The following is a 22,848-nucleotide window of genomic DNA, read 5'->3' as shown; positions in this document are numbered from 1 at the left end:
CGACGCGTTCAAGATCAACTCAGACCTTAACGGCAGTGCCCCGCCGGATGCGGTGACCGGGCCGGTTCAGCGGCGAATCGGCAGCACCAGTTGCGCGCCGGTGACGGGATGGTCCAGCACCTCGACCGGATGCTGGTAGACGCGGCTGAGCAACTCGGTGGTGAGTACCTCGCGCGGCGGGCCGTCGGCGGCGACGCGGCCGGCTTCCAGCACGGCGACCCGGCTGGCATAGGCGGCGGCCAGGCCGAGATCGTGCAGCACCACCACGACCGCCGCGCCCGCCGCGGCGCGGTCGGCGGCCAGCTTCAGCACGGCCTCCTGGTGGCCGAGGTCCAGGGCGGCGGTGGGCTCGTCGAGCAGCAGGGTCGGGGTGTCCTGGGCGAGCACGCGGGCCAGGGCGACGCGGGCGCGTTCACCGCCGGACAGGGTCGGAAAGGGGCGGGCGGCAAGGTGTGCCACGTCCGCGGCGGCCAGGGCCCCTGCGATGAGCGCGTCGTCCTCGGCGCGGCGCTCGGTGCGCGCCCAGGGGGCGCGGCCCATGGTGACGACCTCGAGCGCGGTGAACGGAAAACCCACGGTGTGGGTCTGCGGCAGCACGGCCCGGCGGCGCGCCATGTCCAGCGGCGTCCAGTGCGTCAGCGCGCGGCCGTCGAGTTCGACGACGCCCGTGGCGGCCTCCAGTTCCCCGGCCAGCGCCGCGAGCAGCGTCGACTTGCCCGCGCCGTTCGGCCCGACCAGCGCGACGACCTCACCGGCGGCGACCTCGAAATCCACGGCGTCGAGCACGCGGCGGGCCGCCCCGCGCCGGTCAACGCACAGCCCTTTCGCGCGCAGCGTCACCGTGCCGCGTTCGGGCCGCACCGGCAATTCGTGTGCCCGCGCGAAGACCGCGTCCAACCCGCTCACGCCCGCTCTCCTCGACTCGAATCGCTCATCCCCAGCCTCCGGCCCGGGCCCGGGTGCGGCGCAGCAGCCAGAAGAAGAACGGCCCGCCGATCAGCGAGGTGAGCATGCCCAGCGGCAGGTCGGCGTTGTCGACCAGCGAGCGCGCCCCGACATCGGAGGCCAGCAGCACCACCGCGCCGAGGATCGCCGACAGCGGGATCAGCACGCGATGCCCGGGCCCGACCAGCATGCGCACCAGGTGCGGCACGATCAGGCCGACGAACAGGATGATGCCGGAGAACGCGACACCCGCGGTGGCGAGGATCGCGACGATCACGATGACGTTGCGCCGCAACCGTTCCACGTCGACGCCGAGGTGGCGCGCGGCGGATTCGCCCAGCGCCAGCAGGTCCAGGCGCGGCGCGATCAGGATCGCGGCCAGCACGCCCGCGACTGTCAGCGGCGCGACCACCTGGACCGCGTCCCAGGTGGCGCCGTTGAGGCTGCCCAGCTGCCAGAACACGATCTGATCCCGGGCCGCGGGGGAGGCGACGAACAGCAGGAACGCGATCAGCCCGCCCGCGAACGCGTTGATCGCGACGCCGGTGAGCACCAGCGTCACCACCTCGGTGCGCCCGTTCGAGCGGGACAGCAGATACACCATCAGCGTGGTGATCAGGCCGCCGACGAAGGCCGCCGCGGCGATCGACCAGGCCGCGACGAACGCGCCGCCCATCACGATCACCGCACCCGCACCGACGGCCGCGCCGGCCGAGACGCCGATCACGCCCGGCTCGGCCAGTGGATTGGCGAACACGCCCTGCAACAGCGCGCCGGCGGTGGCCAGCGCCGCGCCGACGAGCATCGCCAGCAGCACGCGCGGGAACCGCACCTCCCACAGCGTCACCTCACCGGCGGGATGGGCGGGCATCGGCCCCCAGTCCACGCCGATGCGGTGCGCGATACTGCCCGCGACCTCGGCGGGGGTGGTCGGCACCTGCCCGACGGCCGCCGAGATCAGCGCGAGCACGATCAGCGCGGCGATCGCGAGGGCGAACACCAGCGTCGTCCGGGAGCGGCCGCGCGCGGCGGGCAGTTCGAGCCGCGGGGAGTCAGCGGACGTCGGCCGAGTGCCCTCGGCGTTCGCCGGGTCTGCCACCTCGGCCGGCGAATCGGCCGGGCCGCCTAGCCGTTCGCTCATGCGTGAGCGGGGTCGTAGACAGCCTTGCTGAGCGCGGCGACGACGCGGCCGGTGTTGGGGCCGAAGCTGAGCAGATTCGAGTCCGACATTTGGACCACGCGCTGGTTGCGGCCCGCCGGCGTCTGGGCGATGCCGGGGACCTTCAGCAGGCCGTCCAGGCCGCCGATGGACTTCAGGCCGTCGGTCATCACCAGCAGCACGTCGGGCGCGGCGCTGATCATGGCCTCGCTGGTGATCGTGGTGAAAGGTTCCTTCAGGCCGGCGGCGGTGCCGGCGTCGTGCGCGCCGAGCGAGGCGATCAGCGCGTCCGCACCCGAGCCGGGCCCGGCCAGCATGGTGATGGCCGAACTGCGCAGGTACACGAACGCGATGTTCAGCGGCTTGTCCTGGGCGGGCACCGAGGCCTCGGCGGCGGCGATCTCGTCGCGGGTGCGCTTGGTCAGGGCTTGGCCGCGATCCGGGACACCGAGGGCCGCGGCGACCGCCTCGATCTGCGGCGCCACCCCGGCCATGCTGCGCTGCGGATCGAAATACACGACGGTGACGCCGGCCGCGCGCAACTGCTCGCGCACGGCGGGCGTCGCGCTGGTGGAGTCGGTGAGGAACACCGTCGGGCGCAGCGCCAGAATCGATTCCACGTTCAGCGAGCCGTTGCCGCCGGTGACGATCGGCAGGTCCGCGATCGCGGGGAACACCCCGGAGGTGCTGCGCCCCACCAGGTTCGCGCCCAGGCCGAGCGCGTAGACGGTCTGGATCAGGGTGCCGTAGCGGTCGGCGGCGATGATCCGGTCCGCGGAGTTCACCGTCACGTCGGCGCCGTCGAAGGAGCGCACCGTCGCCGGCAGCACCGGCGTGGGCGGCGGACCGACCGGCTCCGGGGCGATATCGGTCAGGTTCGCGGTGGACAGTCCGTGCTGCCCGCTCGCCGCGGCGCCACTGTCGGTGCCACACGCGGCGGTTCCGGCGACCAGGAACAGCGCGAGCACGGCCAGGACGGCGCGGATGCCAACGGAACGACTCATGTAGGCAAGCCTAAGCCCACCCCGATCGGGCTCATTCGGTGCGTGCGCTGACATCGTCGATGGCGGCCCCGATGGCACGCGGCAACTCCAGGGTCTCGGCGGCCATCACCCCGGTCAGCTGACCGATGTCGCGGGCGCCGACGATCAGCGAGGCGATGCCGGGCCGGTCCCGGATCCAGGCCAGCGCCACCGCCAGGGGCGAGGTGCCCAGGCCGTCGGCGGCGGTGACCAGGGCGTCGACCACCCGGGTGGCGCGCTCGTCGAGCCGGTTGGTGATCTCCGCGGCGGTCGCCTCGTCCGCGCCGCGCGAGTCGGCGGGCACACCGTCGCGGTATTTGCCGGTGAGGATGCCCCCCGCCAACGGCGCCGAGGCGATGATGCCGAGCCCGTGGTGCCGGGCGGCGGGCACGACGTCGTGCTCCACATCGCGCGCCAGCAGCGAATACGGGGTCTGCGCGACGCACACCGGCGCGATCGCGGCCAAGCTGGCCAGCTGCCAGGCGTTGAAACCGCGCACCCCGCCGTAGCGCACCTTGCCCGAGCGCACCGCGTACTCCAGGGTCGCGGCGACCTCGTCCAGCGGCGTCGACGGGTCCCAGGCGGCGACGCTCCAGATGTCGAGATAGTCGGTGCCCAGTTCCAGCAGGGTCCGGTCGAGCTGGCGCAGCAGCGTGCGGCGCGAGGCATCGATGGTGGGCCGCAACGCTTCCGGCGTGGGCTGCAACGGTTCGGTGGTGGGCAGCGCGGGATCGGCGTGCGGCGGGTCGATCGCGGGGATGACGCCCGCGCAGCCGCTGATCACCAGGTCGTCGCGCGACACCAGGTCACCGAGCAGCTCGGCCAGCACACGCTGGGCCGCCCCGCCGGCGTAGGCGGGGGAGGTGTCGACCAGCGTGCCGCCCGCCTCGGTGAACGCGACCAGTTGCGCGGCCGCGGACTCGGCGTCGGTCCGCGCACCCCAGGTGTGGGTGGCCAGTCCGATCCGGGACACTCGTAGGCCGCTACGGCCGACCGTCCGCTGTTCCATCACCACGTCCACGCATTCGTCACGGCGCCAAGCCTAAACGGGAGGAGGGCCCGGAGTCCGTCGACAGGCGCGGGGGTGTGCCGGTCGTTTCGGCTGAGCTGCGCGTGGTCGCCGGCGAGCGCGGACTGGAACCGGCCGGTAGGCCGCGCCACGCCCGGAGCCTGTACTGTCGCTGCGAGATTGCGGCGGTTCGCACCCCCGGGTGCGCCGCCGCGCCCCAATTGCCCAGTGAGAACGGGCAATTCAGTCAGCTCGAACAGGAGGCGCGCGCGTGGGTGAGTCGATGACCTGGGTGCAGGCATTGATACTCGGTCTGGTGCAGGGACTCACGGAATTCCTGCCGATCTCGTCCTCGGCCCATCTGCGGATCGTGTCGTCGGTGTTCTTCGGCGACGACGCCGGCGCCTCGTTCACCGCGGTCACGCAGCTGGGCACCGAGGCGGCGGTCCTGGTGTACTTCGCCAAGGACATCGGCCGGATCGTGCGGGTGTGGTTCTCGGTGATGTGGGAGAAGCTCACCGTCCGCAACCGGGTGCCGGTCTCGGATCAGGTGACCACCAAGCTGCCGGTGATGACCCGGGAGCGCCTGGCCCTGCAGGAAGCCGAGGCGCAGCGCGACCTGGACTACCGCGTCGGCTGGTACGTGATCATCGCCACCATTCCGATCGGCGTGCTCGGGTTCCTGTTCAAGGACGAGATCCGCACCGGCGCCCGGAATCTGTGGCTGGTCTCGTTCATGCTGATCGCGTTCGCGCTGGTGATCGCCGCCGGTGAGCACTACGGCCGCAAGGAACGCCCGATCGAGCAGCTGACCACGCGCGACGGCCTGATCATGGGCCTGGCCCAGTGCCTGGCGCTGGTGCCCGGTGTCTCGCGCTCCGGCGCCACCTCCACCGCGGGCCTGTTCCTCGGCCTGGAACGCGAAGCGGCCGTGCGATTCTCGTTCCTGCTCGCGATCCCCGCCGTCACCGCCTCGGGCCTGTTCAGCCTGCCCGACGCGTTCGAACCCGCCGGAGAGGGCCTGAACGCGAGTGGCCCGCAGCTGCTGGTCGCGACGATCGTCGCCTTCGTCGTCGGCTACGCCTCGGTGGCGTGGCTGCTGAAGTTCGTCGGCAAGCATTCGCTGAACTGGTTCGTCGGCTACCGGATCGTGCTCGGACTGGTCGTGATGGGCCTGCTGGCGGCCGGGGTGGTCTCGGCGACATGAGTAGGGTGACTCCATGACGGTGATCCTGTTGCGGCACGGCCAATCCACCTCCAATACCGCCCGTACCCTGGCCGGTCGCAGCGCGGGAGTCGATCTGACCGAGCGCGGCGCCGAGCAGGCCCGCGGGCTCGTCGACCGGCTCGCGGCCCTGCCGATCGCGCACCTGGTGTCCTCGCCGCTGTTGCGCTGTCAGCGAACATTGGCGCCGCTGGCGGAGAAACTCGGGCTGGAACCGGAATTCGACGAGCGGTTGCTCGAGGTCGATTACGGCGCCTGGACCGGCAAGCCGCTGGCCGATCTGGTCACCGAACCACTGTGGAAAGTGGTGCAGCGGCATGCCTCCGGCGCGGTGTTCCCCGGCGGGGAAGGACTGGCCCAGGTGCAGGCCCGCGCGGTCGCCGCGATCCGCGATCACGACCGCGCCTTCGCCGAAAAACACGGCGCTGACGTGCTGTGGGTGGCCTGTACGCACGGCGATGTCATCAAGTCCGTGCTGGCCGACGCGTTCGGTATCCACCTCGACGGCTTCCAGCGCATCGTGGTGGAACCGTCCTCGCTCAGCGTGATCCGCTACACACCCACCGCCCCGTACGTCTGGCGGCTGAACGACACCGGCCCGGACCTGTCGGGGCTGGCACCGGCCGGGGCCGCGGACAAAGGCCCGGTTCCCGGCGGCGAGCCGGGGAATACTCCCGGTGCGGATAATGGGAATGCGGAGCGCCGAGATTCCTTGTAAACGAAGAAGCGGCGTATCAGCGCCGCGGATGGTTGATCAGGGTGACGTGAGCGGGCTCGCGAGCGAACCATGAACACTGCGCAGGAGGTGCAGATTGGCACGAGCAATCCATGTATTTCGCACCCCCGATCGGTTCGTCGCCGGGACCGTCGGTGAGCCGGGCGATCGCGCGTTCTACCTGCAGGCCGTAGAGGACCCGCGGGTGGTCAGCGTGCTGCTGGAGAAGCAGCAGGTCAAGGTGCTCGCGGATCGGATGGGTCTGCTGCTCGACGAGGTCGCGCGCCGCTTCGGCGCGCCGGTGCCGCCGCAGGCCGACGATGTCGCCGACGTCGCGCCGCTGGTCACCCCGATCGACGCCGAGTTCCGGGTCGGCACCATGGGTTTGGGCTGGGACGCCGACGCCGGCGCGGTGGTGGTGGAATTGCTCGCGATCACCGAGACCGAGGTCGACGAGTCGGTGGTGCTCGACGACACCGAGGAGGGCCCGGACGCGGTCCGGGTGTTCCTGACCCCGGTGCAGGCGCGGGAGTTCGCGCTGCGCTCCACCCGGGTGATCGCCGCGGGCCGGCCGCCGTGCCCGCTGTGCGGGGAACCGCTGGCCGCGCGCGGGCACATGTGCGTGCGCACCAACGGATACAAGCGCAGCGACACCTTCGGCCCGGCCGAGCTAGAGGAGTGAGTTGACCGGCGGGCAGGGGAGCGGCACGGCCGAGGACGGTTTCGGCAGCGGGGAATTGACCGTGATCGGGCGGATCAGCACCGCCTCGAACGTGACGCTGGTCTGCGATATCGCCGGCGGGCCGCGCGTGGTCTACAAGCCGGAGCGCGGTGAACGCCCGCTGTGGGATTTCCCGGACGGCACCCTGGCCGGGCGCGAAGTGGCCTCGTATCTGATCTCCGACGCGCTGGGCTGGGGCGTCATCCCCGAGACCATCCTGCGCGAGGGCCCCTACGGGCCGGGCATGGTGCAGCGCTGGATCGACACCGCCGACAATCACACCGAGCGCGGTGACCGCTTCGACCTGGTCGACCTGGTTCCCGTCGGTGCGATGCCCGAGGGCTTCCGCGAGATCCTGCGCGCCCAGGACGACCTGGGCAACGAGGTCTCGCTGATCCACGCCGACGACCCGCGCCTGCAACGCATGGCGGTGCTCGACGTGCTGCTCAACAACGCCGACCGCAAGGGCGGTCACGCGCTGGAGGGCACCGACGGTCAGGTCTACGGCGTCGACCACGGCATCTGCCTGCACGCCGAGCACAAGCTGCGCACGGTGCTGTGGGGTTGGGCGGGTCAGCCCATCGACGAGGTGCTGATCACCGACATCGAGAAGTTCGCGCAGGCGCTGCCGGGCGAGGTCGCCGATCGGCTGGCCCCGCACATCACCGACGCGGAGATCACCGCGCTCGCCGACCGCGCCGGGGAACTGCTGGCGCATCCGGTGATGCCGGTGCCGCGGACGACCCGGCCGATTCCCTGGCCGGCTTTCTGATCGGCAAATTCGTGCACTAGTGGGCCGAGCGCGCCGCGAAGGCGGTCGTGATCGCGGGTTGGTGCACGAATTTGCCTGCCTCAGGCCAGCAGTGGACGGACCTGTTCGCCGACGAAGCGGATGAATCCGACCGGGTCGGGGTCGGTGTCGGCGGGTTCGAGGATGACGGTGTCGGCGCCCGCGTCCCACCAGCGGCGGACGGCGTCGGCGATCGCGGGTGCGTCGCCGGCGATTCCGGCTTCCGGAAGGTGCGGGCTGCTGCCGCTGTTGGCCTGCTGGGCGGCGGCGAGGCGGGCGGCCGCGTCGGGGCCGGTGGTGGTGAGGAGATTGGCGATGAGCCGGGCCGGGCCGGTGATCCCGGCGGCCGCACGGCCTTCCTCGACCAGGCGGCGGGCTGCGCGCAGTCCGGCGAGGTCGGTGCGGGAGGTGAGGATGGTGGCGTCGGCGATGCCGCCGGACAGGCGCAGGGTCTTGGGGCCGGTGGCGGCGGCGACCAGCGGCGGCGGTGTGGCCGGCGGCCACTCGAGGGCGACCTGGTCCAGCTGCACGTAGCGTCCTGTCACAGTGACCTTTTCGCCCGCGAGCAGGGCGCGCAGCGCGGTCAGCTGTTCACGCAGCAGCGTCAGCGGCGACTCGACGCGCGCGCCGATCTGGCCCATCCAGTCCTGCACGCCGTGCCCGAATCCGGGGAGCACCCGGCCGGGATACAGGCGCGCCAGGGCGGCGATCTCCATGGCGGTCAGGGCTACGTTGCGCAGCGGAACCGGCATCACGCCGATGCCCACGCGCACCCGTTCGGTCCGTGCCAGCAGCGTGGCGGCGGTGACCGCGGAACCGGCCCAGAAACAGTCCTCCCAGACCCACACCTCGTCCAGACCGGAGTCCTCGGCGGCGGAGGCGACCTCCGGGAGGCGCTCCGGCGGAACCTGGGGCAGACACACAGCACCTAGAACAGTCACGCTGCCAACGTATCCCGCGGTCCGGCCGCGGCGCACGGTCTTTACCAACCCTTACGGGTGGCCGCCGTGCGCACAGGATCTCCACAGGTGCGGCGACGACTACGCACAATCGATGGTTAAGGTTCGCTCATGGAGCAGAGCAGCGGGCACACGGCCCGGCGGATCCTGGTGGTCGACGACGAGGTGACCATCGCCGAATCCGTGGCGGCGCGACTGCGCGCGGAGGGTTTCACCGTCGAGATCGCGCACGACGGCCCGGCGGCGGTGGCCGCGGTGGCCGCCCGCGAACCCGATCTGGTCGTGCTCGATGTGATGCTGCCCGGTTTCGACGGGCTCGAGGTCTGCCGCCGGATCCAGGCGGGGCGCTCGCTGCCGGTGCTGATGCTCACCGCCCGCACCGACGAGACCGATCAGCTGATCGGTCTCGGTGTCGGCGCGGACGACTATCTGACCAAACCGTTTTCCATGCGGGTGCTCGTCGCCCGGGTGCACGCGCTGCTGCGCCGGATGGAACGCACCGCCGACCGGGACGGCGCCACCATCGTCGTCGGCGACCTGCGGATCGATCTCGACGAGCGCCGGGTCTGGCGCGGCGACCTCGAAGCGCAGCTCACGCCACTGGAATTCGAGCTGCTGGCCCGGCTGGCGCGTCGTCCGCGGGTGGTGCTGGCCCGCGAGCGCCTGCTCGAGGAGGTGTGGGACTGGGCCGACGCGGCCGGGACGCGCGCGGTGGACAGCCATATCAAGGCTCTGCGCCGCAAACTGGGCGCCGATCTGATCCGTACCGTGCACGGTGTGGGTTACGCGCTGGAAGGACGGTCGTGACCCTGCGGGCGCACTACATTCGCCTGACCGATTGGCTCGACGCGATCCTGCCGCGCCCGCTGGACCCGGTGCGCTCGATCAAGCTGAAGCTGGCGATCCTGATGCTGGTGTCGGGTGGGGTCGCCTTCGGGTTCTTCCGGTTTCAGATCGGCTGGCTGCCGCCCCGCACCACCCTGGCCGCGCTGATCGTCGCGCTGGTGACCTCGCAGGTACTCGCGCACGGCATCACCCGCCCGCTGCGCGAGATGACCGCGGCCGCCCAGCGTATGGCGCATGGTGATTACACGCGCCGGGTCCGCGCCAGCTCCCGCGACGAGGTCGGCCAGCTGGCCGCGGCGTTCAATCAGATGGCCGCGGATCTGGCCGCCGCCGATCAGCAGCGCCGGGATCTGATCGCGAACGTCTCGCACGAGCTGCGCACGCCGATCACGGCGCTGAACGCGGTGCTGGAAAACCTGGTAGACGGTGTCTCCGAACCGGATCCGGCCACGCTGCGTACCGCGCTGGCCCAGACCGAGCGCCTCGGCCTGCTGGTCACCGAGCTGCTGGACCTGTCGCGGATCGAGGCCGGCGCGTTCCCGCTGGACCGCGAAGAACTCTCCCTCGCACCACTTTTGGACGACGTGGTCGCCGAGGCCGAGGTGATGACCGCGGTGCTGGGCCGCGGCGTCACCTTCCGGACCGACGTATTGCCCAGCACGGCACGCATTTACGCAGACCGTGCAAGAGTGCATCAGGTGCTGCTCAATCTGCTGGACAACGCGGCCCGGCACGGCCCGGCCGGCGGCGAGGTCCGCATCCATGCCCGCGCCGAATCCGGCGTCGTCGTCATCGATGTCGACGACGACGGCCCCGGAATCCCGAGCGCCGAGCGCGCCCGGATCTTCGATCGCTTCACCCGCGGGGGTCGCACCGACGGTGGCGGCACCGGTCTCGGCTTGGCGATCGCGCGCTGGATCATCGAATTGCACGACGGCACCATCGCGGTCGCCGACCCGGGCTCCCGAATCCGCATCACGCTGCCCGCGCCCTGACGCATCCCGCCATCCGCACCCGACGGCATCACGCTGCCCGCGCCTAACGCTGTTCGCACCCGACCGCATCCCGCCAGGCGCACCCTACCGAGATCGCGCGGCGCGGTTCTTTGCGAATCGCGCCGCGCGCGCCCGGCCGAAGCACGCCGCGCGCACTGCAATTCGGCGCGGCGTGCAAACATGCATGCGATGAATCCGCCTGTGACATGCGCGGATCGATGACCGGTGCTACGGAATCAGGGCCAGCTGCCGGGACTGGGCGACCAGCGCGCCGGTGCTGTCCCAGATGTCGAAGTCCTCTTCGTGGAAGCCGTCGATCAGGTAGTTGGTGCGGACCCGGCACTTGAGCCAGCCCGGGGCGGGCCGCTGCCGGATGTGCACGGTCAGTTCGACGGTCGAGGAGCCGGGCACCCCGAGATCCATCACCACCGGGGCCGCCGCGTCCACCAGTAGGGCCAGGGCGATCGGGTCGGCGTCGCGCCCGTCGGTGAACCGGCACCAGAAGTCGGCCGCGCTGGTCCCGCCCGGCTGCCCCTGCCAGAATCCGGGCAGCTCCGGCATCCGGAACTCCACCCGCTCGGCGATGGTCGCGGCCCCGACGGCCCCGAGCCCTTCCAGCGGGTTCACGCACTCCTCCGGCGCGGGCAGTTGCGGCGCGTCGTCGCGCACCGCGGTCTTGCCCGCGGCCGCCGCCAGATCGGTGAAAGTGGCCAGCACCCGGATGATCTCGCGATCGTCGCGGGTCAGCACCGCGGCGCCGGTCGCGGTGCGCCGCCCGATCCGCGCCACCTCGGTCGTGATCCGCGCGGGCCCGAGCACCCCGGGCCGCAGGAAGTGCGCCGAGGCCGACAGCAGATCCGGCTGTGGAAACTCCTGCCGCAACGCCTGCAAACAGGTGGCCAGCAGATATCCGCCGTTGGCGGCGCCACCGAAGGTGGTCCACCGCTCGGACAGCTCCAGGGCGAACTCGTGTGCACCGACCCGGCTACTGGCCGTGTCGGTGTCGAACGCGAAGGGCGTGGTCGTGGTCATCCGAAGAAGATCCTTTCACTCGCTCACGATCTTCCCCGGCGGGCGCGCCGTTGTCGATTACTCCGCGGGTAAGGGGCGCAGGTCGCTACTGGTAGGTGGGGTCGGGCCAGGGGCCGGTGGAGCGGGAGCGGACGGGTTCGACGAAGCGGGGGGCGAGGCTGTGGGGGTGGCCGGGGCCCCAGTTGGTGGGGTCGCCGGTCATGACGACCTTGGCGTTGTCGGTGTACCAGTCGACGAGGTCGGCGTCGGAGCGCACGATCCAGGTGCAGCCCTGTTCGGCGTCGGCGGTGAAGTCGCCGTGGCGGATGTAGGGCGGGCGCCAGAAGTAGGTGCCGGGCCACATCTTGCCGAAGTTGTAGTCGAAGCCGCCGTCGAGGCAGTAGGCCTCCTCCGAGCAGGGGTGGTGGGCCAGGGGTACTTCGCGCCAGCCGGGCTTGGCTTTGATCAGGCGGGTGTAGAAGCCGGTCTCGGCGTCGCGGGCCAGCAGTTTGATGTAGAGGCCGGGGACGGGGGTGCCGCCGAGGTCGAAACGCATGGGGCTGCCGTCTTTCACGTCGATCCACGGCATGGCGGCCGAGTCGCGGACGATCAACTGCTGGTCGGCTCGCACGAAGTCGCGATCGGCGTCGGCGTGGTCGAAATGCCAGTCGCCGTGTTCGCGGAACAGCAGGATCTCGCTGCCCGCGGTGACCGAGACCGGCGGTGTCAGAACGCCTTTCGGCGCCATCCAGAACCCTTCCGGGCCCAGGGTGGTGTCGCCGATGGTGACCTGCCCGGACCGCACGAACCATTCGGTGTCGGCGTGGTGCACGCCGGCCGGGCGGGACCAGTCGCTGGTGAAGCGGACCTTGAGGGAGGCCGAGCCGTCTTCCTCGTCGTAGCTGAGGTGGCGCTGTTCGGCTGTGCCGGTGGCGTTGTCGAATTCGGCGTGATGCCAGACGAGATCGTTTTCGTCGATGAGCTCTACGTGCGGACGCATGGGTCCCTCCTCGGAGGTGAGCGATATTTCTGATACAGAATGTAGCGATTACCAATAACCAACACAAGGTGTATCGTAAATTCATGACCAAACCCGGGCGCCCGGCCGGACCCGCCGCCGAAACCGAAACCCTGGTGCTGACAGCGGCTTTGGAGCTGCTGCTGACCGAAGGCGCGGTCGCCCTCACGCCGCAGCGGCTGCATGCCGCGACGGGCGTCGCCCGCACCACGATCTACCGGCACTGGCCGGCGCCGCGTGACGTGCTGGCCGCGCTCATCGCGGTCGCGCCGCACGAGCCGTCCGCGCCCAGCGGCGACCCGGTCGCGGACCTGCACGCCGAAGTCGACCTGCTCTGTGATCGCCTGCGCGACAAGCCGGTCGGCGCGTTCCTGCGCGCCCTGGTGACGGCCTCGGCGGGCGATCCGTCCTGCACGGAGCTGCGCCTGCGCTACGTCCTGGACCTGCTCGAGCCCTTCCGCGCGGCACTGCGCGCGATCGGCGCGCACACCGAGGCGGCGGTAGCGGAGGGCGCGACGCTGATCGCCGCCCCGCTGCTCGTCGATGTCCTGCTGCTGGATCGCCCGGTCGATCGTGCGCGCGCGCATCGCGCGGTGGACGACCTGCTGGCCCGAATCACCGCCTGAACTCCGACACCCAGGGGCAAGCATGACCAATGTCGTTGGCACCCGCGCCGTCTTCGGCGTCGTCGTGCCGAGCACGAACACCGTTGTCGAACACGACTATTGGCGGGCCGGTGTGCCGGGCGTCGCCTACCGGGCGGGCTCGATGTACATCCCGAACCCGGTGATGGGCGACGACGCGGACTTCCAGGGCCTGCTCGGCCAGATCCGCGCCGCCCTGGACACCGCGGTGCGCGACGTGCTGACCGCCGAGCCGGACCGCATGGTCATGGGCATGTCCGCCGAGACGTTCTGGGGCGGCGTCGATGGCAACGCGGCCTTCGAGCAGCGGCTGCGGGCGCGCACCGGACTACCCGTCACCACGGGCGCGAGTTCCTGCCGGGCGGCGCTGCGTGAGCTCGGATGCCGCCGGATCGCGGTGTTCTCGCCGTATCAGCCGATCGCGGACAAGGAGGTCGGCCGGTTCTTCACCGAGGCGGGTTTCGACGTCGCGGCGATCACCGGATTGCGCTGCCCGACAGCGATGGGCATCGCCCGCGTGCAACCCGACCCACTGCGCGAGGTGGTCGCCGGTCTGGACGGCCCGGGGGTGGAGGCGATCGTCCAGGTCGGCACCAACCTGTCCTTCGTCGCCCTCGCCGAGGAGTTGGAGGCCGAACTCGGCAAGCCCGTCGTCGCGATCAATTCCGCCACCCTCTGGCATGCGTTGCGCGAGCACGGTTTCGACGATCGCCTAGCGGGCGCGGGCGCCCTGTTGCGCGAGCATTGAGCCCTGGGGCGTGACTCCCGACTATGCGCCACCGAGCGCCATGGTCGGCACCGTGCGCGTCGAGCAACCTGCGGGCGCGGCCTGCCCCGACAGCCGCTCATCGATCCAGCGCAGGACCGCGGGAGTCGCGCTGATGTTGAGGCTGATGTGCTCGCTCAATTGATCTCGCGTATAGGCGATCTGCGCGCCCGCCGCGCACCACCGTGTCACCGCCTGGTCGGCCGCCGCGATGTCGAGGATCTCGTCGTGCACCGCGTTGTAGAGGAACAGCGGCGCGGTCGGTACGGCGCTGCCGAAGTCCACGTCGGCAAACGATGCCCGTACCTGCTCGAGCAGCCGCGAAAACGGGATCGTCAGGTAGTCGTCCATGCGCAGGAACGCATGCTGAGCCACGTTCGGCGTCACACATTTGCTGTCACCCGCGGCCAGCAGGGCGTGTCCGGCCGGGGTCAGGTATTTGTCGAAAGCCGCCGCCAGCTGTGGATCGGCGCGCATCATGCCCGGCAGAAGCGAGGGCAGGAAACCGGAGAACGGGCCGGAATCGAGCGACTCCAGGTAGGGGCCGACGGGTGTTGTCCAGCCGCCCATGGCAGCACCGACCAGGCGTATTTCGGGAGCGTAGGCCGGGTGCACCTGCGCGGCCCACGCGGTACCGAGCGACCCGCCGGAATAGCCCGTCACAGCAACCGGAGTATCGACGCCGGACAGGCCGAGGGGCGTGAAACCCTCGGCGGCGCGTACTGCGTCGAGCACGGCGTACCCCGGCTGATTCGGGGAGAACATCGCTCCTTTCGGCCCCAGCCAGTCGGCGATGGAAATCGCATGACCAGCGGACAGCATCTGGTCGATCTGTATGAGATCCAGCGCGGAGTCGTATTGGTCGGGCGCTCCATGCCGGAGCGCGAACGAGGGGGCGCACTGTGGGGCCGAGGCATCGGTGGCGGCCTGATAGGCGATCAGTCCCTCGACCGGCCCGGTTCGCGGGCGCAGTACCGTTGTCACGGTCGCCGTGGGGTCGCCGGCGGCATCGGTCGTTCGATACAGCAACTGCCAGGCATCGGCGTCTTGCGCCTGTGGCCCCATCGAGGCCAGCTCGACAGGTCGCGAATGCAGGATGGTGCCCGGCGCCGTCGAGGCCCAACCCGAGGGCGGGGTGTAGAACGGGTCGTTCTGCGGAGTGGGCAGCGGATCCGCACCACCGACCGCCACGGGGGTACCGGTAATGCACAGCACGACCGAAATCGCGATCAGCACCGAACGTAGCCGTCCGCGCTTGACCACTGAATATGTTGCATCCCAAGTTGATACGGCACTGCCCACGCTGGCGACTTCCCTCCCCGGCGGGGACCGACTCCCACGAATCCCCTTGAAGGCAGCAAGATTACATCTCGCGGCCGTGCGGGATACCCGAACCGGAGATACCGGTCGCGGCTGCCCCGCGCACTACCGGCAGCGCTCTAGGGCTGCACCGCACCGAGCAGGACCTGTTTCAGGTACTCGTGGGTGATCAGGGTGCAGTAGTGCTGGCCCTTGAACGCCTCGGGAATGCCGGGCGTGGCCAGCGGAACGTAGAGCGACTTGGACGGCAGATGCAGTATCCCGGCGGGATCGCGCACGGCGACCGGGAAATCGGCCACCCAGTCCTGGCCGGTGGCCGACGGGGTATCCGGGTCGAGCACGACGCGGCGCGGTTTGTAGACGAGGGCCCTGCGCTCTTCGCCGGTGAGCGAGCGGGCGACCTGGCGCAGGGTGACCCGGTTGACCTCGGCGCAGGTGCCTTCCGCGCCCGCGACCTGCGCGCCGTAGACCTCGGTGAGGTGATCGGCGGACTTGCCCTTGCAGCGGATCTGTTTCGCGAGTCCGTCCGCGTAGGTGGTGTAGCTGGTCACGGTGAGCGGCTGGATCTGTGGCTTGGAGGCGATGAAGGCGGAGAGGTCGGCGTAGGGCTCCTCGGTGAGGGTGCCACCGGCCCGCCGGAACTTCCCCAGCCGCAGATCCGCGGTCTGCACCTGCGCGCGCAGGCAGATTTGCGGGAACTGCTCACCCTCGGTCGCTTGCGCGCCGGGGACCTCGATATCGGGGTCGGCGCCGGCGGGTCCGGCGAGACCGAGCGTGACGGTAGCCAGCAGCGCGGTCGTGAGCAGCGTTCGGAGCAGCATGGGCATTCGCCTTCGGATCAGGAGGGGATTACGAGCCGGGCAGCAGATCGGCCGCGAGTCCCGCGGTCAGCACGGCCTGCGCCCGGGTGACGGTGGCACCTGTTGCGCCCGTCAGGAAGTCGTCGGTCCAGCCCAGGGCGAGCGCGCGCAGCGCCGCGGAGTTCTCCGGGGCCGGGACGCCACAGAAGACCGTGCCGAGCGGATCGGTGCTCGCGCCTTCCGCGTCCGTGTGCACGCCGGTGCGCAGCCGCACGCCGACGAACGGCCGATGCAGCTGTGTCTGGACCGCGGTGGTGCCGCGAGCGAAGCTGTTGCACAGCGCGGGTGGGGCGGAGATCGTCAGGATCGGCAGGCCGGTGCCGTCGAGTCCGCTCAGGGCGCGGGCGATGTTGTCCCCGACGAAGGACTGCACCGGATCGAGCAGGAGCACCCCGCGCAGTCCGGGCCAGGTCGGCAGGTGGTGGCTGCGGATCCGGTCGGCGACGAAGGTGACCGCCTCGGCGCCCGCCGAATGCCCGACGAACACCAGGTCGCTGGGCAGCTCGGGGACCGGCAGGCCCGCCCGGCGCGCGGCGGCGGCCAGGCTGGTGCCCAGCGCCGCGCCGGGATCGGTGGCGGTGCCGAACAGTTCGGCGACGTTGTACAGGAATCCGGAGTTGTCGCCGAGGTTCTGCAAGGTGCAGCCCGACAGCTGGAAGAACGGCAGGCTCGGGGCGAAGACCAGATAGCCGGCGTCGGCGAAGCTCTGGGCGAGCGCGGCGACTTGGGCATTGCTGCGGGCGAAGCCGTGCTGCACCCATACCAGCGCGGTGGGTTTGCCTTGCGGCAGGTACCAATCGGCGTCCTGGTGCAGGGTGTCCGCCGCGCACCGGATGTCGACGGCGCCGGAGATCGGAGCGGCCAGGGCGGGCCCGGCGGCGGTGGCGGTGAGCAGGGCGGCGACAACGGCCAGGACCGGGCCTCGAACGTTCATGGATGACTCCCGCAGCGCAACGCCGTTTCCACTAGCGAAATGGCGTTTCATTTACCGATGGATCATTAGCGCCCACATACGCGCTGGTGTCAAGGGGAACGGGGAATCCTGGACAATGAGACGGTCTCTCGATAGTTTCCATGTGCGAAACGGTGTTTCGCACATGGAGGAGGCTCGATGCGGTCCGCGCTGTATGTCCCCGGAAATCGTCCCGAACTGTTCGGCAAGGCCCTGGCCGGGCCCGCGGATGTGGTCCTGCTCGATCTGGAGGACGCGGTTCCGTTGCGGGACAAGCACTCCGCCCGGGCGGAGGTGGCGGCCTGGCTGCGCACGGTGGTACGCCCGCTCAAGCCGATCTGGGTGCGGGTCGATCCGGCCGAACTCGCCGCCGACATCGCCGCGGTGGCGCTACCGGCGATCACCGCAGTCTGCCTGCCGAAAACCGAGTCCGCGCAGCAGGTTCGGGCGGCCGGGGCACTGCTGGAGAAATATGAGAACCGGCCCGGCGCGATCGGCATCTGTGCCCTGCTCGAAAGTGCGCGCGCCATCCTCGCCGCCCCCGAGATCGCCGCCGCGCCCCGGGTGGCGCGCTTACAGATCGGCGAGGCGGACCTGCGCGCCGAGCTGGGCATCACCGCCGGCCCCGCGGAGCTGGAACTCCTTGCGGTGCGCAGCCAGGTGGTGCTGGCCAGCGCGGCCGCCGGAATCGCCGCGCCGCTGGCCCCGGTACGCACCGACTTCCGCGCTCTCGAGGCGCTGCGCGAGTCGACTGAGGCACTGCGGCGCTTGGGATTTCGCGGACGAGCGTGTATCCATCCCGCGCAGCTGCCGGTGGTCAACGAGGTCTTCACCCCGAGCGCGGCCGACGTGGCGCGGGCCCGCGCCCTCGTGCGGCACTTCGAGAGCGCGGACGGGGGAGTGGTACTCGACGCTCAGGGCCGGATGGTCGACCTGGCAGTCATCAAACAGGCACGGCGGGTGCTGGCCGAGGCCGAGGACCGGCGGTAGTCGGCGGAATGTGGAACCGCGCCCAGGCGCGACCCTGGTCAGTGCTCACGCAGTAGTGTGCCCGCTCCTTCGATCCGATCGGTGATCCCGTTGTCGCGCAACGCCATCCACCAGGTGGCGGCGTTGATCGCGATGACCGGCTTGCCCAGCCAGCGCTCGGCTTCGTCGGCCAGCCGGACCATGGACAGATTGGTGCCGCACTGGATCAGCGCGTCGATGTCGTCGCTGTCGACCTTCAGCAGCGCCCGGCGCAACTCGTCCTCGCCCACGTGCGCGATGGACACCGCGGTGGGACAGCGCAAGCCCTCGATGGCGGCGACCGCGAAGCCGAGTTCGCCGAAGAAGCGGACGACGTTCTCGTCGCCGACCGGCTGATAGGGCGTCACCACGCCGACGCGCCGGGCGCCGAACAGCTCCAGGGCCCGGCGGCAGGCCTCGGCGCCGGTGGCGACTTCCAGGCCGGTGATGTCGTGGATCTGCTGGACGAACTCCTTGTTGCCTTCGACTCCGCCCCAGAAGGTTTCGGCGGACATCCCCATGACCATGTAGTCGGGTTCGCAGGTCAGCACGCGCTCGCACGCGGCGCCGATCTCGGCGCGGATCTGGGCCAGCAGCCGGTCCATGCCCGCGTCGTCGGCCATGTTCTGATCGCGGATGTGGATCCGGCTGAAATGCGCGGTGACCCCGGGCACGCTCAGACGGTAGAAGTCGGGTTCGACGATGGTGTTGGTGGAGGGCGCGATCACCCCGAACTTGCGGCGCCAGCCCAGTGCGTCGGTCATCGGATCATCTCCTCGGTGCGCGCGGTGGCGGTCAGCCGCCACGCGGCGATCAGGAACGCGGCCTGCGCCGCGGTATTGGACAGTTGCTCGATCCATTGCAGCGTCACCGTCTGGTCGGGACGCGCGGCGAGCGGGCCGAGCACGAAGAACCCCAGCAGCTGGAGGCCGAACAGCGCGGCGGCCACGGTGTCGCCGCGGGCGCGGGCCAGGGTGATCAGCCAGATCCCGGTGAGGGTGGCGAAGACCGTGGTGCTGACCAGCATCGGTAGCGGGTCGCGGGCGAGCACCGCGCTCACTGCGCAGACCACGGTCAGGCCCGGCACCAGGTAGCCGAGCCAGGCCGGAACCGTGCCGGCGCGCAGCCGGGCCAGTTCCAGGCAGAGCAGCCCGAATCCGAGCGTCAGCAAGGGAAAAAGCAGGCTGCGCAGCCACGGCAGATCCGGGCCGCCCAGCGCGGCAACGAGTTTCGCCGTCGCCTTGGTCCCGCCGCCGAGTCCGATCAGGACCGCGGCCACCGCTACGCCCCAGCCGGGGGCGACCAGGCGGCGCAACAGCACGACCCCGCCGGTGGTGAGCAGCACCGGAACGAAATCCTCGACGGCCAGCGAGACCGGATAGTCGACGGCGCTCATCCGGCGAATAGGTCGCGGCGGCGCACCGGCGCGCTGAGGAAACGGCCGATCACCTTCGGAGTCGTCAGCCAGCGCACGTGCGCGCCGTTGCGGGCGTGCGTGACCGCGCGCCGCGCCAGCCACGGCGCCACCGTTTCGACCCGATCGGCGAGGATGTTGAAGATCTTGCGCGCCTTGGCCAGTTCCTCGGGGTCGGCGTAGCCGTGGGTGAGCAGATCGGTCACCACCATGCCCGGGCTGAGCAGCCCGACCGATACCCCGGCGGGCACCTCCTTGGCCAGGGCCTCGGTCAGATAGGTGACACCGCGCTTGCTGGCCCCGTAGGCGGCCAGCCCCGGCACGATCCGCCCGTCGCTGCCCAGGCCCTCCATGTTCCAGACGTGCCCGCCGCCGGCGGCCATCCCGGTGATGGCGACCGCGGCGCCGTTGAGCGCGCCGAGCAGGTTGGTTTCCAGCACCGCGCGCGCCGTGGCGGCGGGCAACTGCCACAGCGGTTTCCTATCGTGCGAGATGCCCGCGTTGTTGATCCAGATGTCGACGGTGCCGAACCGTTCGACGGCGGCGTCCCACAGCTGCTGGGCCTGCTCCCGATCGGTGACGTCGGCGACGACGACCAGCGCGTTGTCGGGCAGTTCGGCCTGGACCTCGGCCACCCGTTCCGGATCGACGCCGCACAGCGCGACCCGATGCCCGTCGGCGAGCAGGGCGCGCGCCATGCCCAGCCCGATCCCGCGGGTGCCGCCGGTGATGACCACTGTGCTCATGTCCGCTCCAATACGCCGTGCAGTACCGCGGTCAGGGTGTTGTGCTCGAACAGTTGGTAGACGATCGCGAGCCTGGTCCCCGCGCCCATGCCGGGTTCGGCGTCCATCATGAACTCGCGCCCGATCAGCCGGCGGCCGTCGGTGGTGTGCAGGCGCACGAAATCGGCCCGGCCGTAGGAGTTTCCGTTGCCCCACACCTCGGGGCCCTCGTGGAAGGACCGCACGCCGTCGCGGCGGACGGTGCCGCGCAGGGTCGATTCCAGCGGGCCGGACAGGATCCGGCGCTGGTCGGCGACGAGCAGGCTGATCGGATCGATCTCGAGCAGCAGGTGCACGGTGCCCTGGAGCCGCTGGCCGGCGCTCCACAGTTCCACCTCGCCCGCATAGCGGCTCTTCTCCTTGGTGGGCACGGTGAATACCACCGAACCGCAGCGTGTTTCGGTCTCGATGCGCTGCTCGACCAGATCCGGGTCGCGGGTGTAGACGCCGTTGAACACCCCGACCATGGCCGGGCCCTGATAGAGCACCGACGAATACACCTGGGTGTCGCCGAGGGTCTGGTTCCAGGTGTTCAGCGCGACCTGCCAGCCGGGACCGTAGTAGTTGGCGTCGACGAATCCGCCGTAGGGCTGGCCGGCTCCGAAGAAGTCCGGGCCGGTGTAGAGGCGGTCGCTGTCGGAGTCGCGGACGCCGAACGCGAACGGCGCGCCGAGCGCGAAGCGCCCGGCCAGATCGCCGCCGCCGGTCAGTCCGCCGTTCATGTAGTAGGTGGTCGCGCCGTCGGCGAATACCGAGGACCGGCGGATGTCCTCGTAGCCGCGCCAGGTGCCGGTGTCGTCGAACAGCGAAGGGCGCCCGACCCATTCGCCCGCGATCCGCTGCTGGAACGTGCTCGGCCCGGCGGCGGTGCTCACGTGACCAGCTCCCCGCGTACCCGCTCGGCCTGGTCCGCGCCGAGCAGCCGGGTCACCTGCGTCCAGACCGGGTCCACCTCGGGGCTGAACAGATTCGCCCGGTTGGCCCGGTCCCGCACCGCGAGATCCGCGGACACGGCGGGAACGCCCTTGTCGACCAGTCCGAGCCAGTGCGCCAGATAGCCGTCCACGACCGTGTCCAGGGCGGTGAAAGCCGAATCGGTGGCCCGGCACACCACCATCCACGGCGACATCATGGCGCGCTGGCGCGGGCCGATGGCGGCGGGGGCGACCCCGTCGATCAGCCAGGCCTGCTCCAGCAGCGGTGTCAGCGGCAGGAAGGCCGCGTCCAGGTAGTCGAGCTCGACGGCCAGGTCCGCGCGCGGAATCAGATCCAGGTGCATGGCGTGATACTCGGGGGCTCGGACCGCGTCGAGCGTGAAATGCGGTAGCGCCGAATCGCTTCCGGTGAAGGCGAAGATCATGTGGCTGTCCAGGCCGATCGGCGGTACCACCAGGTCGACGGTGACCACCTTCTCGATCGGCCCGCCGCGCAGCACCCGCAACCGGCCGACCGGATCGGGTGACATCGCGCTGGTGAGTGCCAGGTCCTCGGCGGTGTCGAGGCCGAGGGCGGAACCCAGGGTGGTCAGGACGCGCTCGCTCAGCGCGGTGGGCAGGCTCATTCCGGTTTCCCTCCGGTGCGGGCCTTGTGCACCCAGGCACTGGCCAGTTCGGGATTGTCGCGGCGGCTGGGCGAGGCGAGGACGGTCGCGGTGCGGCGCGGGGAGTCGCCGGTGATGATGTCGTCGCCGCCGACCCACCAGCCCTGTTTGATCAGTTCCAGGCGCCGGCGCCGGTAGGCGACCTGCAGGCCGTCGCTGCGCACGTGCAGCTCGTCGGACAGATCGAACGGAAGCAGCTCGGGGCGTTGTGATTCCACGATCGGCCGGTCCTGCAGCAGGATCTTCTCGATCCGGGCGCGGGTATTGCCGTCGGCCCAGGCGCCGGTGAAGAAGTTGCGGAAACCCAGGATCTTGATCAGCGTCCGGTCCTGGGACAGCGGGATGTTGAAGTCGTAGAGCAGCAGTTCGCCGATCGGCAGCCGGATGTGCAGCTTGACGATGTTGGGCAGGTACCAGGCGTTGGTGACGGTGACGTACTCCGCGCGCGGCCGGCGCCGCGCCAGCCAGCCCCACAGGCCCTTGGGCAGCGGCGGGCTGAGCTGGATGTCGGCCGAGGCCGACCACTCGGTCTGGGTGATGCGGAAATCGGGGATACCCGGCTTGTCCGGGTTGCCGAAGGAGGTGCCGTGCACGAACGGGGTGTGTGCGGCGTCGACCACGTTCTCGAAGGTCCGCTCGTAGTTGGCGGCCAGCTCCATCTCGAACTGCACCATCCGGAAGGCCGGGTCGTCGTACTCCGGGAGCACCGGGATCGGCGGGCGCTCGTCCTCGGGGAGGTCGCCCAGGAAGGCCCACACCATCCCGTACCGCTCCACGGTCGGATACGCGTCCACCCGCGCCTTGCGGGGAATCTTGCGTTCCTCGGCATTGGCGGGAATCTTCACGCACGCGCCGTCGGAATCGTATTGCCAGCCGTGATACGGGCAGGCGATGCAGTCGCCGGTGACCGTGCCCAGCGACAGCGAGCCGCCGCGGTGCACGCACAGATCCGACAGGCAGGTCACCGCGCCCGCCTGGGTGCGGTAGAGCACGAAATCCTGTCCGAGACAGGTCACCTTGCGGGGTTCGCGGGTGACCCGGTCCGCGAATTCCACGGCGTACCAGAAGTTCTTCAGCATCGGTC

At 70.5% G+C, this 22,848-nt stretch carries 25 protein-coding genes; 9 read left to right on the top strand and 16 right to left on the bottom strand.

Annotated elements, in window-relative coordinates; translation table 11 throughout:
- Positions 1-66 precede the first annotated feature (66 nt).
- The 4 genes from AB0H76_RS18935 to AB0H76_RS18920 are packed head-to-tail and all read right to left on the bottom strand — an operon-like array spanning position 67 to position 4,135.
- Entirely contained in the window at positions 67-906 is an 840-nt protein-coding gene (locus AB0H76_RS18935) for a heme ABC transporter ATP-binding protein (protein WP_357325113.1), read from the bottom strand.
- Positions 907-931: 25 nt separating this feature from the next.
- Positions 932-2,086 (bottom strand): iron ABC transporter permease, encoded by a 1,155-nt coding sequence (locus AB0H76_RS18930; protein ID WP_357325110.1) that lies wholly within the window; start codon positions 2,084-2,086, stop codon positions 932-934.
- Complete coding sequence (locus AB0H76_RS18925; RefSeq protein WP_357325107.1) at positions 2,083-3,108, bottom strand: ABC transporter substrate-binding protein; 1,026 nt, start codon at positions 3,106-3,108, stop codon at positions 2,083-2,085. Before AB0H76_RS18925 ends, AB0H76_RS18930 begins: the two co-directional genes overlap by 4 nt.
- A gap of 31 nt (positions 3,109-3,139) precedes the next feature.
- Entirely contained in the window at positions 3,140-4,135 is a 996-nt protein-coding gene (locus tag AB0H76_RS18920; protein ID WP_357325105.1) for an aldo/keto reductase, read from the bottom strand.
- Positions 4,136-4,406: 271 nt separating this feature from the next.
- On the opposite strand from AB0H76_RS18920, the gene AB0H76_RS18915 reads away from it, so the two are divergent.
- The 4 genes from AB0H76_RS18915 (at position 4,407) to AB0H76_RS18900 (ending at position 7,568) form a co-directional block, all read left to right on the top strand.
- Positions 4,407-5,342: an undecaprenyl-diphosphate phosphatase gene (locus AB0H76_RS18915; protein WP_357325102.1), complete on the top strand. Its 936-nt coding sequence runs from the start codon at positions 4,407-4,409 to the stop codon at positions 5,340-5,342.
- Positions 5,343-5,355: 13 nt separating this feature from the next.
- Positions 5,356-6,078: a histidine phosphatase family protein gene (locus AB0H76_RS18910; RefSeq protein WP_357325099.1), complete on the top strand. Its 723-nt coding sequence runs from the start codon at positions 5,356-5,358 to the stop codon at positions 6,076-6,078.
- A 94-nt stretch (positions 6,079-6,172) separates the two neighbouring features.
- The gene (locus AB0H76_RS18905) at positions 6,173-6,757 is read left to right on the top strand and encodes a DUF3090 domain-containing protein (protein WP_357325096.1); all 585 of its coding nucleotides are present in this window, start codon (positions 6,173-6,175) and stop codon (positions 6,755-6,757) included.
- 1 nt (position 6,758) lies between these two features.
- Complete coding sequence (locus tag AB0H76_RS18900) at positions 6,759-7,568, top strand: SCO1664 family protein (RefSeq protein WP_357325094.1); 810 nt, start codon at positions 6,759-6,761, stop codon at positions 7,566-7,568.
- An 80-nt stretch (positions 7,569-7,648) separates the two neighbouring features.
- Here the strand turns inward: AB0H76_RS18900 and AB0H76_RS18895 are convergent, their stop codons facing one another.
- Positions 7,649-8,527: an LLM class flavin-dependent oxidoreductase gene (locus tag AB0H76_RS18895; protein ID WP_357325091.1), complete on the bottom strand. Its 879-nt coding sequence runs from the start codon at positions 8,525-8,527 to the stop codon at positions 7,649-7,651.
- 129 nt (positions 8,528-8,656) lie between these two features.
- On the opposite strand from AB0H76_RS18895, the gene AB0H76_RS18890 reads away from it, so the two are divergent.
- Complete coding sequence (locus tag AB0H76_RS18890; protein WP_357325088.1) at positions 8,657-9,352, top strand: response regulator transcription factor; 696 nt, start codon at positions 8,657-8,659, stop codon at positions 9,350-9,352.
- Between the two features lie 101 nt (positions 9,353-9,453).
- The gene (locus AB0H76_RS18885; protein WP_357326249.1) at positions 9,454-10,386 is read left to right on the top strand and encodes an ATP-binding protein; all 933 of its coding nucleotides are present in this window, start codon (positions 9,454-9,456) and stop codon (positions 10,384-10,386) included.
- Positions 10,387-10,614: 228 nt separating this feature from the next.
- On the opposite strand, the gene AB0H76_RS18880 is transcribed toward AB0H76_RS18885, so the two are convergent.
- Complete coding sequence (locus tag AB0H76_RS18880; RefSeq protein ID WP_357325085.1) at positions 10,615-11,418, bottom strand: thioesterase family protein; 804 nt, start codon at positions 11,416-11,418, stop codon at positions 10,615-10,617.
- An 85-nt stretch (positions 11,419-11,503) separates the two neighbouring features.
- Positions 11,504-12,397, bottom strand: coding sequence for a DUF4437 domain-containing protein (locus tag AB0H76_RS18875; protein WP_357325082.1), 894 nt, complete (start codon positions 12,395-12,397; stop codon positions 11,504-11,506).
- An 83-nt stretch (positions 12,398-12,480) separates the two neighbouring features.
- On the opposite strand from AB0H76_RS18875, the gene AB0H76_RS18870 reads away from it, so the two are divergent.
- On the top strand, positions 12,481-13,041 hold the full coding sequence (locus AB0H76_RS18870) for a TetR/AcrR family transcriptional regulator C-terminal ligand-binding domain-containing protein (RefSeq protein ID WP_357325079.1): 561 nt from the start codon (positions 12,481-12,483) through the stop codon (positions 13,039-13,041).
- 22 nt (positions 13,042-13,063) lie between these two features.
- Complete coding sequence (locus AB0H76_RS18865; protein ID WP_357325076.1) at positions 13,064-13,807, top strand: arylmalonate decarboxylase; 744 nt, start codon at positions 13,064-13,066, stop codon at positions 13,805-13,807.
- A 21-nt stretch (positions 13,808-13,828) separates the two neighbouring features.
- Here AB0H76_RS18865 and AB0H76_RS18860 read toward each other — a convergent pair whose 3' ends face one another.
- From AB0H76_RS18860 to AB0H76_RS18850, 3 genes are all read right to left on the bottom strand, one after another.
- Positions 13,829-14,890 (bottom strand): lipase family protein, encoded by a 1,062-nt coding sequence (locus AB0H76_RS18860; RefSeq protein WP_357325074.1) that lies wholly within the window; start codon positions 14,888-14,890, stop codon positions 13,829-13,831.
- Between the two features lie 374 nt (positions 14,891-15,264).
- Complete coding sequence (locus AB0H76_RS18855; protein WP_357325072.1) at positions 15,265-15,966, bottom strand: hypothetical protein; 702 nt, start codon at positions 15,964-15,966, stop codon at positions 15,265-15,267.
- 28 nt (positions 15,967-15,994) lie between these two features.
- Positions 15,995-16,939 (bottom strand): alpha/beta hydrolase, encoded by a 945-nt coding sequence (locus tag AB0H76_RS18850; protein ID WP_357325070.1) that lies wholly within the window; start codon positions 16,937-16,939, stop codon positions 15,995-15,997.
- A gap of 177 nt (positions 16,940-17,116) precedes the next feature.
- Between AB0H76_RS18850 and AB0H76_RS18845 the strand changes: the two genes are divergently transcribed.
- A complete protein-coding gene (locus AB0H76_RS18845) occupies positions 17,117-17,947 on the top strand; it encodes a CoA ester lyase (RefSeq protein WP_357325067.1) in 831 nt (276 codons plus the stop codon).
- A 38-nt stretch (positions 17,948-17,985) separates the two neighbouring features.
- Here AB0H76_RS18845 and AB0H76_RS18840 read toward each other — a convergent pair whose 3' ends face one another.
- From AB0H76_RS18840 to AB0H76_RS18815, 6 genes are read right to left on the bottom strand one after another with little or no spacing between them, the layout of a single operon-like run.
- Positions 17,986-18,729: an arylmalonate decarboxylase gene (locus AB0H76_RS18840; RefSeq protein ID WP_357325065.1), complete on the bottom strand. Its 744-nt coding sequence runs from the start codon at positions 18,727-18,729 to the stop codon at positions 17,986-17,988.
- Positions 18,726-19,361 carry a hypothetical protein gene (locus AB0H76_RS18835; RefSeq protein ID WP_357325064.1) on the bottom strand — a complete coding sequence of 212 codons (636 nt, stop codon included), beginning with the start codon at positions 19,359-19,361 and terminating at the stop codon, positions 18,726-18,728. Before AB0H76_RS18835 ends, AB0H76_RS18840 begins: the two co-directional genes overlap by 4 nt.
- The gene (locus AB0H76_RS18830) at positions 19,358-20,125 is read right to left on the bottom strand and encodes an SDR family oxidoreductase (protein ID WP_357325062.1); all 768 of its coding nucleotides are present in this window, start codon (positions 20,123-20,125) and stop codon (positions 19,358-19,360) included. The genes AB0H76_RS18835 and AB0H76_RS18830 overlap by 4 nt, the downstream gene beginning before the upstream one ends.
- Positions 20,122-21,039: a hypothetical protein gene (locus AB0H76_RS18825; RefSeq protein WP_357325059.1), complete on the bottom strand. Its 918-nt coding sequence runs from the start codon at positions 21,037-21,039 to the stop codon at positions 20,122-20,124. Before AB0H76_RS18825 ends, AB0H76_RS18830 begins: the two co-directional genes overlap by 4 nt.
- Entirely contained in the window at positions 21,036-21,725 is a 690-nt protein-coding gene (locus AB0H76_RS18820) for a hypothetical protein (RefSeq protein ID WP_357325057.1), read from the bottom strand. The genes AB0H76_RS18825 and AB0H76_RS18820 overlap by 4 nt, the downstream gene beginning before the upstream one ends.
- On the bottom strand, positions 21,722-22,843 hold the full coding sequence (locus tag AB0H76_RS18815) for an aromatic ring-hydroxylating dioxygenase subunit alpha (RefSeq protein ID WP_357325054.1): 1,122 nt from the start codon (positions 22,841-22,843) through the stop codon (positions 21,722-21,724). Before AB0H76_RS18815 ends, AB0H76_RS18820 begins: the two co-directional genes overlap by 4 nt.
- Positions 22,844-22,848: the final 5 nt, after the last annotated feature.

The sequence above is a fragment of the Nocardia sp. NPDC050712 genome, from assembly GCF_040654295.1.
Lineage (GTDB): Bacteria > Actinomycetota > Actinomycetes > Mycobacteriales > Mycobacteriaceae > Nocardia.
This window is presented reverse-complemented; position numbering and strand designations above follow the sequence as displayed.